A 14,698-nucleotide genomic window follows, 5' to 3' on the forward strand; every position below is an offset into this window, starting at 1 on the left:
AGTTTACGAGCTGTAAATGAGCATTCCGAGGCCATTTTTAACGCCGTATCGCCGACGCGCAGCAGATCCGATACAGGTTCTCAGGCGTTGCTGCGATCCAGCAAATACTGCGTCAGCATCGGCACCGGACGACCGGTCGCGCCTTTGTCCTTGCCACCACTGATCCAAGCGGTGCCGGCGATATCCAGGTGCGCCCAGTTGTAGGCCTTGGCAAAGCGCGAAAGGAAGCAGCCAGCGGTAATGGTGCCGGCTTTTGGCCCGCCGATATTGGCGATATCGGCAAACGGGCTGTCGAGCTGTTCCTGGTACTCGTCATACAGCGGCAACTGCCAGGCGCGGTCATCGGCGGTCAGGCCGGCGCCGAGAATCTGCTGCACCAGTTCGTCGTTGTTACCCATCAAACCGGACACATTGCTGCCCAGGGCAACGATGCAGGCGCCGGTAAGGGTGGCGATGTCGATCACCGCCTGCGGCTTGAAGCGCTCGGCATAGGTCAGTGTGTCGCACAGCACCAGGCGGCCTTCGGCGTCGGTGTTGAGGATTTCCACGGTCTGCCCGCTCATGGTGGTGACGATATCGCCAGGGCGAGTCGCGCCGCCGCTTGGCATGTTCTCGGCGCAGGCCAGCAGGCACACCAGGTTGATAGGCAGTTGTAGCTCCAGCACGGCCTTGAGGGTGCCGAACACGCTGGCGGCGCCGCACATGTCGTACTTCATCTCATCCATGCCGGCAGCCGGCTTGATGCTGATGCCGCCGGTGTCGAAGGTGATGCCTTTGCCAACCAGGGCGTAGGGTTTCTCGTTCTTTTTGCCGCCCTGATAGTTGAGCACGATCATCCGTGGCGGTTGGTCGCTGCCCTGGGCCACGGCGAGGAAGGCGCCGGCACCGAGTTCCTTGAGTTTCTTCTCGTCGAGGATTTCGACCTTGAGGTTTTTGTAGGCCTTGCCCAGGTTTTTGGCTTCTTCGGCGAGATAGCTCGGGTGGCAGAGGTTCGGCGGCAGGTTGCCGAGGTCCTTGGTAAAGGCCATGCCGGCGGCAATAGCCTGGGCGTGCGTGCTGGCGCGCTCGGCGTCGGCCAGGTTGGTTTTGTCGGTGAGCAGGGTGAGCTTTTTCAGGGCGCCGGCTTCGGCTTTCTGACTCTTGAAACGGTCGAAACAATAGCCGGCATCCGCCAGGCTTTCCACCATCAGGCGGATTTTGCCGTAGGTCTCGCGGCCCTTGACCTGCAGCTCGTCGAGCGCGAGTACCGCGTCGCTGCCACCGAGGTTTTTCAGGCTGCTGTAAACGTTGGTGATCAATTTGCGCAGTTGGCGGTCAGACAGTTCGCTGTCTTTACCGGTACCGACCAGCAGCACGCGTTCTGCTTTGAGGTTTGGCAGGTTGTGCACAAGCAGGGTCTGGCCGACCTTACCGGCCAGGTCGCCGCGCTTGAGCAGAGCGCTGATCGCTCCAGCACTGGCGGTGTCGATAGCCTTGGCGGTTTCGCCGAGTTTTTTGCCCTCACCAACAGGGATAACCAGGGTGGCGGCTTTTAGTGTTTCTGGGCGTACGCTTTTAACAATAAATTCCATTACGTGGTGTCCCCAAGACAAGGCGTCGGTATTGCAGGATAATGCCGGCTATTTTTCGATGGTTCGCCAGTTGGGCGAGCCGGCAAGCAGTGCGGCTAGTTTGATCTTAGCCGCCTGAGCCTGACAACCCTGGAGTGTCTGGTTTGATCGTCTTCCGTTATCTGTCCCGTGAAGTGTTGCTGACCCTGAGTGCCGTGAGCGCGGTGCTGTTGGTCATCATTATGAGTGGCCGTTTTATCCGTTACCTGGCTCAGGCAGCGCAAGGGTTGCTCGATCCCGGTGTGCTGCTGCTGATCATGGCGTACCGCATTCCTGGTTTTTTGCAGCTGATCCTGCCGCTGGCGTTGTTTCTCGGCTTCCTGCTGGCGTATGGCCGCATGTACCTTGACAGCGAGATGACCGTGTTGTCGGCCACTGGCATGAGCCAGCAACGCTTGTTTGCCTACAGCCTGGCGCCCGCAACCCTGGTGGCGCTGCTGGCCGGCTGGCTGAGCCTGGGGCTGGCACCGCAAGGCATTGAGCATGTGGCGCGGATTTTGAACCAGCAGAGCGCCATGACGGAGCTGGATACCCTGGAGCCTGGGCGTTTTCAGTCGATGAAGAATGGCTCGCGGGTGACCTACACCGAGGAGTTGTCCGAGGATCGCGGCTCGCTGGCTGGGGTGTTTATCTCCGAGAAGCAGCTGTCCAGCAGTGGTGATAAGGAGCGTGGTATCTCCGTGCTGGTGGCTGAATCCGGCCGCCAGGAGATTCAAGCGGACGGCAGTCGCTACCTGATTCTGGAAAATGGTTACCGCTATGACGGTAACCCAGGCCAGGCGGACTACCGCGCCATTCAGTACGAAACCTACGGCGTGCTATTGCCCAAGCCGGAAGTGGCAGTGGAAATCACCGACCGCGAGGCCATGCCTACGCGCGAGCTAATTGGCAGCGACAAGCCGCGTATGCAGTCTGAGCTGCAGTGGCGTTTGTCGATCCCAGTACTGGTCTTTGTCGTCACTCTGCTGGCCGTGCCCTTGTCGCGGGTTAACCCACGGCAGGGGCGCTTTCTCAAGCTGTTGCCGGCCATTTTGCTGTACATGGCTTACCTGGCGCTGCTGATTGGCGCGCGCGGTGCTTTGGATAAAGAAAAGATCCCCGCAGCCGTGGGCTTGTGGTGGGTGCATGGGCTGTTCGCATTGATCGGGCTGCTGTTGCTGTATTGGGAGCCGTTGCGCTTGCGCTGGGCGGCTCGTCGTGTGGCGTTGGAGGTGGCCCGTGGTTAAGTTGGATCGCTACATCGGCGCGCAGGTGTTTGTCGCCATTCTGGCTGTGTTGGGCATCATCGTCGGTCTGGCACTGCTTTTTGCCTTTATCGATGAACTTGGGGACGTCGAGGGCAACTACGGTCTGCTTGATGCCCTGGGGTATGTGCTGCTGACGTCGCCGCGGCGAATTTATGAAATGTTGCCCATGGCCGCCTTGATTGGCTGTTTGATCGGGTTGGGCTCGCTGGCCAGTAACAGCGAGCTGACCATCATGCGTGCGGCGGGTGTATCGATCGGGCGGATTGTCTGGGCGGTGATGAAGCCGATGCTGGTGCTGATGCTGGTCGGCGTGCTGATTGGCGAGTACCTGGCGCCTTACAGCGAAAATCAGGCTCAGGCCAGTCGCGCCATGGCCCAAGGCGGCGGTGAAGCACAGAGCGCCAAGCGTGGCCTGTGGCATCGCCAGGGGCAAGAATATGTGCACATCAACGCCGTGCAGCCCAATGGCGTGCTGCTTGGTGTGACTCGCTACCGCTTCGACGACCACAAGCGTATGCAGTCCTCCAGCTTCGCTCGACGTGCGCAGTACCAGGGTGATCACTGGCAGCTGGAAGATGTTGCAACCACGCACTTCCGTGAGCGCAGCAGTGAGGTCATCAAGCAGGACAATGAGCGCTGGGATGTCGAGTTGACGCCGCAGCTGCTTGGCACCGTGGTCCTGGCACCTGATGCGCTGTCGATGACTGGGTTGTGGAGCTATATTCACTACCTGGCCGAGCAGGGGCTGAATAACAGTCAGTACTGGTTGTCGTTCTGGACCAAGGTGCTGCAGCCGCTGGTAACCGCAGCGCTGGTGTTGATGGCGATTTCCTTTATCTTCGGCCCGCTGCGCTCTGTGACTTTGGGGCAGCGGGTGTTTACCGGGGTGCTGGTGGGTTTCGTCTTCAAGATCAGTCAGGACTTGCTCGGCCCATCGAGCTTGGTGTTCGGCTTCTCGCCGCTGCTGGCGGTGTTGATTCCAGCCGGTATCTGCGCGCTGGCCGGCGTTTGGTTGCTGCGCCGCGCCGGTTGATTCAGGCGTAAAAAAGCCGGCGTGCACTTAGTGTGCACGCCGGCTTTTTTGTATCTGGAGGTCTACTTCTTGTGGATGTTTTTCGGCAGCTGAATCACTTGGCTGTCCGAGTAGATGTCATGCCAGCTGCGCTTTTCTTTATCCCACAGCACCCACAGAAACCCCAGACCCAGCAGTAGCCAGGAGCCGATGGCAACCAGAAAACGCAGCAGTGCCTGCCATAGGCTGATCGCCGTTCCGTCGGGATTCTGAATGCGCAGGCCCCACACCTGCATGCCCAGTGTCTGGCCGTTATGCGTCCAGAACTTGGCGAAGAAGCCAAACAGGCTGAGAAACAGCACGGTCGAGAGCAGCGGGTCGCCATCCAAGGCACCAGCGTCGGACATCTGCTTTAGCTGCGCCTCGCCGTAGAAACCCATCAGGATCAGCTTGTAGACAAAGGTCACGACGATCAGCAGCGCGATACACAGCAGGAAGTCATAAAACATCGCGGCGAGGCGGCGGATTAGCCCCGCGGTGGGGAATTCACCCTGCGGGCGCAGCAGGTGTTTCGTCATGGTCGGCTCTTTAGTTATTCAGCTGGCGGAATGGCGGCAACAATAAGGCATCCGTGGGGGTGGTCGGCCATAAAAAATGATCGGTAATCATTTTTAACCTTGCCCAGCGACGGCTCCCAAGGATGGTCATCATGGATGACAAGGCATAAAAAACCCCTGATGTTGCCATCAGGGGTTCTTCAATACGGCAGGATTATTCCTGGATTTGTACTTCGTCAGCCTGCATGCCTTTCTGGCCTTGCACCGCGATAAAGCTGACTTTCTGACCTTCTTTCAGGCTCTTGAAGCCGTTGCCTTGGATCGCGCGGAAGTGCACGAACAGATCCGGACCGCTTTCTGGCGTGATAAAGCCAAAACCTTTCTCGTCGTTAAACCACTTCACGGTACCGTTCTGACGATTCGACATGATGTATTTCCTTGAACCTTGAGTTGATGACAGCCGCTACTCGACATGAGGGGCTGAATACTGGTTGCAAGGTGGCAGGCGACGTCGAGCGGGATGTAGCGGATCTGGATGATCTACTGCACCAGGTCACGATTTTCGGCGACCCATGCAAACACAGTGGGGCAGACTTTACGCCAACTTCCCGGCAAATGCCAAGCCCGTGCAGGGCATGTAATTGCTGGGGTTCAGGTGTTTTCTACGGCGCGTTGAGTGTGCCTTTATGGCGCGTTTGCGCGTGAGAAAGAGGTCGCATCTGCATGCGCCCGGCTTTTTCGTAGGCAATAAAAAAGGCCTTGAATCTCAAGGCCTTTCTTCGAATCTATGGTGCCCCGGGGGAGACTCGAACTCCCACTTCTTTCGAAAACGGATTTTGAATCCGCCGCGTCTACCGGTTCCGCCACCGGGGCACAATGGCGGCGCAGTATAGGGATGGTGTTGGGGTTGGTCAATCCACTTGCGTGGTCAGAATGCACTATTTCCGGTAAGCTCTGCCGCCCTGCTAGACGACCTCTTCCTGACCATGCGTGTTGCCGACTTCAATTTCGAGCTGCCTGACGCTCTGATTGCCCGCCACCCCCTCGCCGAACGCCGTGCCAGCCGCTTGCTGGTGCTTGATGGGCCGACGGGGGAGCTGGCGCATAAACAATTCAGTGACCTGCTGGATTACCTGCGTCCTGGCGATCTGATGGTGTTCAACAACACTCGGGTGATTCCAGCGCGGCTGTTTGGCCAGAAGGCCTCCGGCGGCAAACTGGAAATTTTGGTTGAACGGGTGTTGGACAGCCAGCGCGTGCTGGCCCATGTGCGTTCGAGCAAATCACCCAAGCCGGGTTCGATCATCCTGATCGACGGCGGTGGCGAAGCCGAAATGGTCGCGCGACACGATGCGCTGTTCGAGCTGCGTTTTGCTGAAGACGTGCTGCCGCTTCTCGAGCGGGTCGGGCATATGCCGCTGCCACCCTATATTGATCGGCCGGATGAGCAAGCGGATCGCGAGCGCTACCAAACGGTATATGCCGACCGAGCAGGCGCTGTTGCTGCACCGACCGCCGGGCTGCATTTTGATCAGCAGCTACTCGCGGCAATTGCCGAGAAGGGTGTTGAGCAGGCGTTCGTGACCCTCCACGTCGGTGCGGGTACTTTTCAGCCGGTGCGCGTTGAGCGCATCGAAGATCATCACATGCACAGCGAGTGGCTTGAGGTCAGTCAGGATGTGGTCGACGCCGTGGCCGCCTGTCGTGCGCGTGGCGGTCGGGTGATTGCCGTCGGTACCACCAGCGTGCGTTCGCTGGAAAGCGCTGCGCGCGATGGTGTGCTCAAAGCATTCAGTGGTGACACCGATATCTTTATCTATCCAGGCCGGCCGCTGCATGTGGTCGATGCGCTGGTGACCAACTTCCATTTGCCGGAATCGACGCTGCTGATGCTGGTGTCGGCGTTTGCCGGTTACCCGGAAACCATGGCCGCCTATCAGGCGGCGATTGCCGGTGAATACCGTTTTTTCAGTTACGGTGATGCCATGTTCATCACCCGCAACCCCGCGCCGCGCGGGCCAGGGGAACAACTATGACGCGCACGTGCCGCATGTCTTTCGAATTGTTGGCGACTGAGGGCAAGGCGCGTCGTGGCCGGCTGACCTTTCCGCGCGGCGTGGTGGAAACCCCGGCGTTTATGCCGGTGGGCACCTACGGCACGGTCAAGGGCATGCTGCCGCGTGATATCGAGGCGATTGGTGCGCAGATCATCCTCGGCAACACCTTCCACCTGTGGTTGCGTCCTGGCACGGAAGTGATCAAGAAGCACGGCGATCTGCATGACTTTATGCAGTGGCAGGGGCCGATCCTTACCGACTCCGGCGGCTTCCAGGTGTTCAGCCTCGGCGCCATGCGCAAGATCAAGGAGGAAGGCGTGTACTTCGCTTCGCCGGTCGATGGCGCCAAAGTGTTTATGGGACCGGAAGAGTCGATGCAGGTGCAGCGCGACCTGGGTTCGGACATCGTGATGATTTTCGACGAGTGCACACCCTATCCGGCCGAGTTCGATGTGGCCAAGCGTTCGATGGAGTTGTCGCTGCGCTGGGCCAAGCGCTCGAAAGAGGCGCATGGCGACAGCACGGCGGCGCTATTCGGCATCGTACAGGGCGGCATGCACGAGGAATTGCGCAAAGTCTCTCTGGATGGCCTAGAGCAGATCGGTTTTGACGGTTATGCCATTGGCGGTCTGTCGGTCGGCGAGCCGAAAGACGAGATGATCAAAGTGCTGGATTACTTGCCGCCGCAATTGCCAGCCGACAAGCCGCGCTACCTGATGGGCGTGGGCAAACCAGAAGACTTGGTGGAAGGCGTGCGCCGCGGTGTGGACATGTTCGACTGCGTGATGCCGACTCGCAACGCGCGCAATGGCCACCTGTTTGTCGACACTGGCGTGCTGAAAATCCGCAATGCCTTTCATAAGCACGACGATTCGCCGCTGGACCCGACGTGCGACTGTTACACCTGCAAACATTTCTCCCGCGCCTATCTGCATCATCTAGATAAATGTGGCGAAATGCTCGGTAGCATGCTCAATACAATCCATAACTTACGGCATTATCAGGTGCTTATGGCTGGTTTGCGCGAGGCTATTCAACAGGGTACATTGGCCGCCTTTGTCGATGCCTTCTATGCCAAGCGCGGGCTGCCAACGCCGCCTCTGGATTGATTCCCAACCTTTTAAAGACCCTTGCAACAGGAGTGTTACATGAGCTTTTTTATCCCCGCTGCTTTCGCCGAAGGCGCCGCACCGGCTGCCGGTCCTGCTGGTAGTGGCTTTGAATGGGTGTTTCTGGTCGGCTTTCTGGTCATCTTCTATCTGATGATCTGGCGCCCACAGGCCAAGCGTGCCAAAGAGCACAAAGGTCTGATCAGTGGCCTGCAGAAAGGTGATGAAGTGGTCACCAGCGGCGGTATCGCTGGCAAGGTGTCGAAGGTTTCTGATGACTTCGTGGTAATCGAGGTATCCGACACCGTCGAGCTGAAAATTCAGAAAGTGGCGATTGCCGCCTCGCTGCCCAAGGGCACGCTGAAAGCGATCTAAGCAATACACCTTTACCATTCGACGGGGCGCTTAATGCGCCCCGCGTCATAACGGGCGGCGTCATGCTCAACAAATTTCCCCTCTGGAAGTACCTGCTGATTCTGGCTGTGCTGGCAATCGGTACTATTTATTCTTTGCCCAATCTGTACCCGGATGATCCGGCGATCCAGATCAGTGGCAACAGCTCCGCCATGCGCGTAGAGCAGGCCGACCTAGATCGCGCCAGTCGTGCACTGGAAGCCGCTGGTATCAGTGTCAAAGCTGTCAGCGTGGCTGATCAGGGCCGCGCCGGCCTGCTGCGTTTGAATAACGCTGAAGACCAACTGCCAGCCAAAGATCTGGTGCGTAAGGCTTTGAGCGATGAGTTCGTAGTGGCGCTCAACCTGGCGCAAACCACGCCGGACTGGCTGCGCAACCTGGGCGGTAGCCCAATGAAACTCGGTCTGGACTTGTCTGGTGGTGTGCACTTCCTGATGGAAGTGGACATGGACAAGGCCCTTGATGCGCGCCGCAAGGTCTACGAAGGCGAGGTCAAGAGCCTGCTGCGCAAAGAGCGCGTGCGCTATCGCAGCCTGCCTGAGCTGGATGGTGCCATCCAGCTCGGCTTTGCCGATGAGGCGACGCTGGAAAAAGCGCAGCAGCTGATTCGCAAGGACTTTACCGATTTTGACATGACCACTGTGCAGCGTGGTGGGCAGCAAGTGCTGCGTTTGGCATTGACTCAGGCCAAGCTGGTCGAAATTCGCGAATATTCAATCAAGCAAAACTTGACCACCGTGCGTAACCGGGTCAATGAGCTGGGCGTTGCTGAGCCGCTGGTGCAGCGTCAGGGTGCCAACCGTATCGTGGTTGAACTGCCAGGCGTGCAGGACACCGCCGAAGCCAAGCGTATTCTCGGCAAGACTGCCAACCTGGAGTTCCGTCTGGCCGCCGAGCCCGATGCCGCCAAGGCTGCGACCGAAAGCTTCGAATTCCGCGAGGAGGGCCGTCCGCCAGCCCAGCTTGAGCGTGATCTGATCATCACCGGTGACCAGGTGACCGATGCCCAGGCCAGCTTCGATGAGAACGGCAGCCCGCAGGTGAATATCCGTCTGGATGGACGCGGTGGTGACCTGATGAATCGCGCGACCCGCAATAATGTCGGGCGCAGCATGGCGGTGATCTTTATCGAGCAGAGGCCGGTTACCCGTCATGTGCGTCAGGTGGTTGATGGCGTCGAGAAAGAAGTCGAGCTGCAGACCTTCGTCGAAGAGAAGAAGATCATCAGTCTGGCCACCATTCAGTCGCCGCTGGGTAGCCAGTTCCGCATTACTGGCCTGGATGGCCAGGGTGAGTCGTCCGAACTGGCCCTGCTGCTGCGCGCCGGTGGTCTGGCTGCGCCGATGTACTTCGCTGAAGAGCGCACCATCGGCCCGAGCCTGGGTGCTGACAACATCACCAAGGGTATTGATGCTTCGCTGTGGGGCATGCTGTTTGTATCGCTGTTTATCATTGCGATCTACCGCTTCTTCGGGGTGCTGGCGACCATCGCTCTGGGCATGAACATGGTGCTGCTGCTGGCGCTGATGTCGTTGCTCAGCGCCACGCTGACCCTGCCGGGTATCGCCGGTATCGTGCTGACCATGGGTATGGCGGTGGACGCCAACGTGCTTATCTTCTCGCGTATTCGTGAAGAGATTGCCAATGGTATGTCGATCCAGCGGGCCATTCACGAAGGGTTTGATCGTGCTTATACAGCGATTCTCGATGCCAACCTGACCACGTTGCTGGTGGGTGGCATTCTGTTTGCCATGGGTACTGGGCCGGTCAAGGGCTTCGCCGTGACTATGTCGCTGGGCATTCTTACTTCGATGTTTACCGCCATTCTGGTGACTCGCGCGATGGTCAATCTGACCTGTGGTGGGCGTGACTTCAAGAAGCTGTGGGTCTAAGGGGTTAGAAAATGCGTACGATCAATTTTATGGGTGCGCGCAATATTGCGTTCGCCATTACGATGCTTCTAACCCTCGTTGCGCTGGGTAGCTGGTTTTACAAGGGCTTGAACTTCGGTCTGGACTTCACGGGCGGTACGCAGATCGAACTGAGTTACACGCAGCCTGCTGATCTTGGCAAGGTGCGTGATCAGTTGGCGGCAGCCGGGTATGGCGATGCGGTGGTGCAGAGCTTTGGTGCAACTACCGATGTGGTGGTGCGCATGCAAGGTGATGACCCGAATCTGGGTAATCTGGTAGCTGCAGCGCTGCAGGGCACTGGTGATAAGGTCACGATCAAGAAGGTAGAGTTTGTTGGCCCGCAGGTCGGTGAGGAGCTGCGCGATCAGGGTGGTCTGGGCATGCTCCTGGCCTTGGGCGGGATCATGCTGTACCTGGCCTTCCGCTTTCAGTGGAAGTTTGCCCTGGGGGCTATCGTGTCGCTGGTCCACGACGTAGTCGTGACACTGGGGATTCTGTCTTTCTTCCAGATCACCTTTGACTTAACGGTTTTGGCGGCGTTGCTGGCAATCATCGGTTACTCGCTCAACGACACCATTGTTGTGTTCGACCGTGTGCGTGAGAACTTCCGGGTGCTGCGCAAAACCAGCCTGATCGACAACATCAACATCTCCACCACGCAGACACTGCTGCGTACTATGGCCACGTCGATTTCGACGTTGCTGGCGATTGCGGCACTGCTGATTTTTGCTGGTGACAACCTTTATGGTTTCTCCGTTGCTCTCTTCGTGGGTGTGCTGGCGGGTACCTATTCCTCAATCTACATCGCCAACGTTGTGCTGATTTGGCTCAACCTGAGCGTGGATGATCTGATCCCGCCGGTTGTGGAAAATGAGGTTGATGAGCGCCCATAATTCTGTGCGCTTTATCGCAAATGGTTGAATGAGCCGGGCAGGTGTTGAACTTGCCCGGTTTTTTTATGCTCCAAGGCTGGGAGTTAGGCGTGTTAAGTGCTAAGCAGCGGTTTCAAGGAGGCCTGTATGAACAAGTCAATGTTGGTTGGTGCTGTGTTGGGGGCGGTGGGTGTGACGGCGGGCGGAGCGGTGGCCACTTACAGCCTCGTCAGTGCGCCTGAATATGCCGAAGTGCTGGCCGTTAAACCGGTCAAGGAAACCATCAAAACCCCGCGGGAAGTCTGCAAGGATGTGGCGGTCACTCGTCAGGCACCGGTCAAGGACGAGCACCAGATAGCCGGTACGGCGATTGGTGCTGTGGTGGGCGGCCTGCTCGGCAACCAGGTAGGCGGCGGTAACGGCAAGAAACTGGCGACTGTTGCGGGTGCGGTGGGTGGCGGCTATGCCGGCAACAAGGCGCAGGAGCACTTGCAGAGCCGTGATACTTACACGACGACTGAAACCCGTTGCAGCACGGTTACCGATACCAGTGAGAAGTTGGTGGGTTACGACGTTAAGTACGAGTTGGATGGCAAGGTGAGCCAGGTGCGTATGGCCAGTGATCCGGGCCGTCAGATCCCGGTCAAAGATGGTCAGTTGGTGTTGGTTGATCAGTCCAACTGATCGAAGCATGTTTAGCAGGTACAAAAAAGCGCCCCGCGGGGCGCTTTTTTATTTTGGCTTAATCAGCGCTTCAAGGAAGCTGACAAGTGCGGCTGAATGGCTGTCAGGACAGCCTTGAAGCACTTGGTGTTGCCGGCAACGATCTGGCCCTTCTCCAGGAATTCGTGGCCGCCGCTGAAGTCGCTGATCAGACCGCCTGCTTCCTGAATCAGCAGTGCGCCTGCTGCCATATCCCACTCGGACAGGCCGAACTCCCAGAAGGCATCGAAGCGGCCGGCAGCCACGTAGGCCAGGTCCAGGCTGGCGGCACCCGCGCGGCGTACGCCAGCGGTTTGCCCAACCAAGCTGCGGAACATGCCGATGTAGTTTTCCAGGTTTTCCATCTGGCTGTCGCGGAACGGGAAACCGGTGCCGAGCAGGGCGCCTTCCAGGCTCTTGCGATTGCCGACGCGCAGGCGGCGGCCGTTGAGGGCTGCACCACGGCCACGGCTGGCGGTGAATTCTTCCTGGCGGACCGGGTCGATGATCACGGCGTGTTCAAGGCGACCGCGGTATTTACACGCAATGCTCACGGCGTAATGCGGAATGCCGCGGATAAAGTTAGTGGTGCCATCCAATGGATCGATAATCCACAGGTAGTCTGCGCCGTCGCCGCTGCCTTCGCTTAGGCCGCTTTCCTCGCCGAGGATGCCGTGGTTCGGGAAAGCCTTGCGCAATGCCTGAATGATCAGCTGCTCAGCGGAGCGATCAATTTCAGTTACATAGTCCTTGGCTTCTTTCTCGTCGACCGAGATGACGTCCAAGCGTTCGGTCGAGCGGAAGATCATTTCGCCGGCGCTACGGGCTGCGCGCAGCGCGATATTCAGCATGGGCTGCATGGATGTTCACCTGGGTCGTTAAAGAAAGCCGGCCATTCTAGCAGAAAAGCCCGGCGGTTGAAGTGCAACCTGCGTCTTGCGTGGCGTAAGGCAGGTGGGTTCTGTAAGATTTGCCCCTCAAGGCCTTGTCTGTGAGCGTTTGCGTTGCTGGAAAATATTCGCGTTGTGTTGGTCGGTACCAGTCACCCGGGCAATATCGGTGGCGCGGCGCGGGCCATGAAAAACATGGGGTTGTCGCAGTTGGTACTGGTTGATCCGCGGGATTTTCCGAGCGAAGACGCGGTGGCCAGGGCCTCCGGCGCTACAGATATTCTCGATGCGGCGCAGGTTGTGGCCACGCTTGAGGAGGCGCTTGTCGGTTGTCGCCTGGTAATGGGTACCAGTGCGCGGGATCGGCACATTCCCTGGCCGATGTTGGAGCCGCGTGAGTGTGGTGGTGTTGCGTGCGAGCAGGCGCAGCAAGGTGCGCATGTTGCCTTGGTGTTTGGGCGCGAGTATGCCGGTCTGACTAATGAGGAGCTGCAGCGCTGTCACTATCATGTGCACATACCCTCCGATCCGGCGTTTAGTTCGTTGAATCTGGCGGCGGCGGTCCAGGTGCTGGCGTACGAAGTGCGTATGGCCTGGCTGGCAACTGAGGGGCTGCCGGCCAAGCAGTCTGCGGTCGTCGATCCGGATGAAGAGCCGGTTGCTGCGGATGAGCTGGAATCGTTTTATCGTCACCTTGAGCAGGCGCTGGTTGAAATTAGGTTTCTTGATCCTGCCAAGCCGCGACATCTGATGAGTCGCCTGCGTCGCTTGTATGGGCGTAGCGCAGTGAGCAGGCTGGAAATGAATATCTTGCGCGGTATCTTGACGGAAACCATCAAGGCGGCGCGTGGCGAGCACCCTAAGCAGGAGAAGGCAGATGTTTGAGCGCATGCAAGAGGATATCCAAAGTGTATTTCATCGCGACCCGGCGGCGCGTAATGCCTTTGAGGTTGTCACTTGCTATCCGGGGTTGCATGCAGTCTGGTTGCATCGCGTAGCGCACGCGCTGTGGAGCAGTGGCTGGAAGTGGCTGGCGCGCGTGGTGTCGAACTTCGGTCGCTGGATGACTGGCATCGAAATTCATCCGGGCGCGAAGATCGGTCGGCGCTTCTTTATTGATCACGGCATGGGCATCGTCATCGGTGAGACCGCCGAAATCGGCAACGACGTCACCCTCTATCAGGGTGTGACCCTTGGCGGTACCAGCTGGAACAAAGGTAAGCGTCATCCGACGCTAGAAGATGGTGTGGTGGTTGGTGCTGGTGCCAAGGTGCTGGGGCCGTTCACGGTCGGCGCGGGCGCCAAAATTGGCTCCAACGCTGTGGTGACTAAAGAGGTGCCGGCGGGTGCCACTGCTGTCGGCATCCCTGGGCGAGTCATCGTCAAAACCGACGATGAGCAGGAGGCCAAGCGTCAGGCCATTGCCGAGAAGCTGGGTTTCGATGCCTATGGCGTGAGTCAGGACATGCCGGACCCGGTGGCGCGCGCCATTGGTCAGCTGCTTGACCACCTGCATGCGGTGGATGGGCGCCTGGAGGGTATGTGCGGCGCGCTCAAGTCCTTGGGCAGTGACTACTGCGCCAAGGATTTGCCGCAGCTGCGTGACGAGGACTTCGCTGGTGTGGTCAAGGACGCAGATAAGCCCGCGGCGTGATGGTGTGGTAGGGCGCATTTTGCTATGATGTGCGCCCTTCATTCCGGCTAATCCCGACTAAAGCGCTAGGTCTTATAGTTGACTTAAATGCTCGGGAATTGCATACTCGCTGCATATTGCGACTACGCGGTAATCCCTTATGCGACTCACCACCAAAGGCCGTTACGCTGTCACCGCCATGCTTGATCTGGCGTTGCACGCTCAGCGTGGGCCGGTGTCTTTGGCTGATATCTCCGAGCGGCAGGGTATTTCCCTTTCCTACCTGGAGCAGCTATTTGCCAAGCTGCGTCGTGGCAATCTGGTGTCCAGCGTGCGTGGGCCTGGCGGTGGTTACCAGCTGTCGCGCGATATGCAGGGCATCCAGGTAGCTGAGGTGATTGATGCGGTCAACGAGTCGGTCGATGCCACGCGCTGCCAGGGGCAGGGCGATTGCCATGCCGGTGATACCTGTCTGACCCACCATTTGTGGTGTGACCTCAGTCAGCAGATACACGAATTTCTGAGTGGCATCAGTCTCGCTGACTTGGTGACCCGCCGTGAAGTGCAGGAAGTTGCCCAGCGCCAGGATCAGCGCCGCTGCAATGGCAGGACGCCGTACCTGGATAAGATCGAAACGTCCGCCGTCGATTGAGCGCAAAGCGCTGGCTAGCTCGCCTGATAC

The 14,698-nt window shown here is 58.5% G+C and carries 15 protein-coding genes and 1 tRNA gene; 11 read left to right on the forward strand and 5 right to left on the reverse strand.

From position 1 onward, the window contains the following. Positions 1 to 80: 80 nt before the first annotated feature. A complete protein-coding gene (locus CUR33_RS07020) occupies positions 81 to 1,571 on the reverse strand; it encodes a leucyl aminopeptidase (RefSeq protein WP_289239126.1) in 1,491 nt (496 codons plus the stop codon). 143 nt (positions 1,572 to 1,714) lie between these two features. Here CUR33_RS07020 and lptF point away from each other — a divergent pair, with 143 nt between their 5' ends. Continuing rightward, positions 1,715 to 2,836 (forward strand): LPS export ABC transporter permease LptF, encoded by a 1,122-nt coding sequence (gene lptF, locus CUR33_RS07025; protein WP_289239127.1) that lies wholly within the window; start codon positions 1,715 to 1,717, stop codon positions 2,834 to 2,836. Next, positions 2,829 to 3,890, forward strand: coding sequence for an LPS export ABC transporter permease LptG (gene lptG, locus CUR33_RS07030; RefSeq protein WP_289239128.1), 1,062 nt, complete (start codon positions 2,829 to 2,831; stop codon positions 3,888 to 3,890). Before lptF ends, lptG begins: the two co-directional genes overlap by 8 nt. Before the next feature lie 62 nt (positions 3,891 to 3,952). Here lptG and CUR33_RS07035 read toward each other — a convergent pair whose 3' ends face one another. The 3 genes from CUR33_RS07035 to CUR33_RS07045 all read right to left on the reverse strand — a co-directional run bounded on the left by CUR33_RS07035 (position 3,953) and on the right by CUR33_RS07045 (position 5,299). Then, positions 3,953 to 4,447, reverse strand: coding sequence for an RDD family protein (locus tag CUR33_RS07035; protein ID WP_160085310.1), 495 nt, complete (start codon positions 4,445 to 4,447; stop codon positions 3,953 to 3,955). A gap of 193 nt (positions 4,448 to 4,640) precedes the next feature. Next, positions 4,641 to 4,853: a cold-shock protein gene (locus tag CUR33_RS07040; protein WP_090248782.1), complete on the reverse strand. Its 213-nt coding sequence runs from the start codon at positions 4,851 to 4,853 to the stop codon at positions 4,641 to 4,643. 361 nt (positions 4,854 to 5,214) lie between these two features. Further along, a tRNA-Leu gene (locus CUR33_RS07045) sits at positions 5,215 to 5,299 on the reverse strand. A gap of 113 nt (positions 5,300 to 5,412) precedes the next feature. On the opposite strand from CUR33_RS07045, the gene queA reads away from it, so the two are divergent. The 6 genes from queA (at position 5,413) to CUR33_RS07075 (ending at position 11,475) form a co-directional block, all read left to right on the forward strand. Next, the gene (gene queA / locus CUR33_RS07050) at positions 5,413 to 6,462 is read left to right on the forward strand and encodes a tRNA preQ1(34) S-adenosylmethionine ribosyltransferase-isomerase QueA (protein WP_090251192.1); all 1,050 of its coding nucleotides are present in this window, start codon (positions 5,413 to 5,415) and stop codon (positions 6,460 to 6,462) included. Positions 6,463 to 6,476: 14 nt separating this feature from the next. Continuing rightward, positions 6,477 to 7,592 (forward strand): tRNA guanosine(34) transglycosylase Tgt, encoded by a 1,116-nt coding sequence (gene tgt / locus CUR33_RS07055; protein ID WP_167142112.1) that lies wholly within the window; start codon positions 6,477 to 6,479, stop codon positions 7,590 to 7,592. Positions 7,593 to 7,631: 39 nt separating this feature from the next. Further along, positions 7,632 to 7,967: a preprotein translocase subunit YajC gene (gene yajC / locus CUR33_RS07060; RefSeq protein WP_090248652.1), complete on the forward strand. Its 336-nt coding sequence runs from the start codon at positions 7,632 to 7,634 to the stop codon at positions 7,965 to 7,967. A gap of 62 nt (positions 7,968 to 8,029) precedes the next feature. Further along, on the forward strand, positions 8,030 to 9,898 hold the full coding sequence (secD, locus tag CUR33_RS07065) for a protein translocase subunit SecD (RefSeq protein ID WP_090248651.1): 1,869 nt from the start codon (positions 8,030 to 8,032) through the stop codon (positions 9,896 to 9,898). Positions 9,899 to 9,909: 11 nt separating this feature from the next. Beyond that, complete coding sequence (gene secF / locus CUR33_RS07070; RefSeq protein WP_289239129.1) at positions 9,910 to 10,812, forward strand: protein translocase subunit SecF; 903 nt, start codon at positions 9,910 to 9,912, stop codon at positions 10,810 to 10,812. 126 nt (positions 10,813 to 10,938) lie between these two features. After that, complete coding sequence (locus CUR33_RS07075; protein WP_090248648.1) at positions 10,939 to 11,475, forward strand: glycine zipper 2TM domain-containing protein; 537 nt, start codon at positions 10,939 to 10,941, stop codon at positions 11,473 to 11,475. Between the two features lie 62 nt (positions 11,476 to 11,537). On the opposite strand, the gene suhB is transcribed toward CUR33_RS07075, so the two are convergent. Beyond that, complete coding sequence (suhB, locus tag CUR33_RS07080) at positions 11,538 to 12,353, reverse strand: type III secretion system regulator SuhB (RefSeq protein ID WP_090248646.1); 816 nt, start codon at positions 12,351 to 12,353, stop codon at positions 11,538 to 11,540. 144 nt (positions 12,354 to 12,497) lie between these two features. Here suhB and trmJ point away from each other — a divergent pair, with 144 nt between their 5' ends. From trmJ to iscR, 3 genes are all read left to right on the forward strand, one after another. Continuing rightward, the gene (trmJ, locus tag CUR33_RS07085; RefSeq protein ID WP_289239130.1) at positions 12,498 to 13,268 is read left to right on the forward strand and encodes a tRNA (cytosine(32)/uridine(32)-2'-O)-methyltransferase TrmJ; all 771 of its coding nucleotides are present in this window, start codon (positions 12,498 to 12,500) and stop codon (positions 13,266 to 13,268) included. Beyond that, on the forward strand, positions 13,261 to 14,037 hold the full coding sequence (cysE, locus tag CUR33_RS07090; RefSeq protein WP_170048287.1) for a serine O-acetyltransferase: 777 nt from the start codon (positions 13,261 to 13,263) through the stop codon (positions 14,035 to 14,037). Before trmJ ends, cysE begins: the two co-directional genes overlap by 8 nt. 139 nt (positions 14,038 to 14,176) lie before the next feature. Further along, the gene (gene iscR, locus CUR33_RS07095) at positions 14,177 to 14,668 is read left to right on the forward strand and encodes a Fe-S cluster assembly transcriptional regulator IscR (protein ID WP_090248642.1); all 492 of its coding nucleotides are present in this window, start codon (positions 14,177 to 14,179) and stop codon (positions 14,666 to 14,668) included. The last annotated feature ends 30 nt before the right edge of the window (positions 14,669 to 14,698 follow it).

Origin of the sequence: Pseudomonas sp. FEMGT703P, assembly GCF_002786345.1 — a bacterium.
Lineage (GTDB): Bacteria > Pseudomonadota > Gammaproteobacteria > Pseudomonadales > Pseudomonadaceae > Aquipseudomonas > Aquipseudomonas peli.

Bases quoted from the DNA above. Each gene is read 5' to 3' on its own strand.
- CUR33_RS07020 (WP_289239126.1), bottom strand. From the start codon at position 1,571: ATGGAATTTATTGTTAAAAGCGTACGCCCAGAAACACTAAAAGCCGCC.
- CUR33_RS07035 (WP_160085310.1), bottom strand. From the start codon at position 4,447: ATGACGAAACACCTGCTGCGCCCGCAGGGTGAATTCCCCACCGCGGGG.
- CUR33_RS07040 (WP_090248782.1), bottom strand. From the start codon at position 4,853: ATGTCGAATCGTCAGAACGGTACCGTGAAGTGGTTTAACGACGAGAAA.
- queA (WP_090251192.1), top strand. From the start codon at position 5,413: ATGCGTGTTGCCGACTTCAATTTCGAGCTGCCTGACGCTCTGATTGCC.
- tgt (WP_167142112.1), top strand. From the start codon at position 6,477: ATGTCTTTCGAATTGTTGGCGACTGAGGGCAAGGCGCGTCGTGGCCGG.
- yajC (WP_090248652.1), top strand. From the start codon at position 7,632: ATGAGCTTTTTTATCCCCGCTGCTTTCGCCGAAGGCGCCGCACCGGCT.
- secD (WP_090248651.1), top strand. From the start codon at position 8,030: ATGCTCAACAAATTTCCCCTCTGGAAGTACCTGCTGATTCTGGCTGTG.
- secF (WP_289239129.1), top strand. From the start codon at position 9,910: ATGCGTACGATCAATTTTATGGGTGCGCGCAATATTGCGTTCGCCATT.
- CUR33_RS07075 (WP_090248648.1), top strand. From the start codon at position 10,939: ATGAACAAGTCAATGTTGGTTGGTGCTGTGTTGGGGGCGGTGGGTGTG.
- suhB (WP_090248646.1), bottom strand. From the start codon at position 12,353: ATGCAGCCCATGCTGAATATCGCGCTGCGCGCAGCCCGTAGCGCCGGC.
- cysE (WP_170048287.1), top strand. From the start codon at position 13,261: ATGTTTGAGCGCATGCAAGAGGATATCCAAAGTGTATTTCATCGCGAC.
- iscR (WP_090248642.1), top strand. From the start codon at position 14,177: ATGCGACTCACCACCAAAGGCCGTTACGCTGTCACCGCCATGCTTGAT.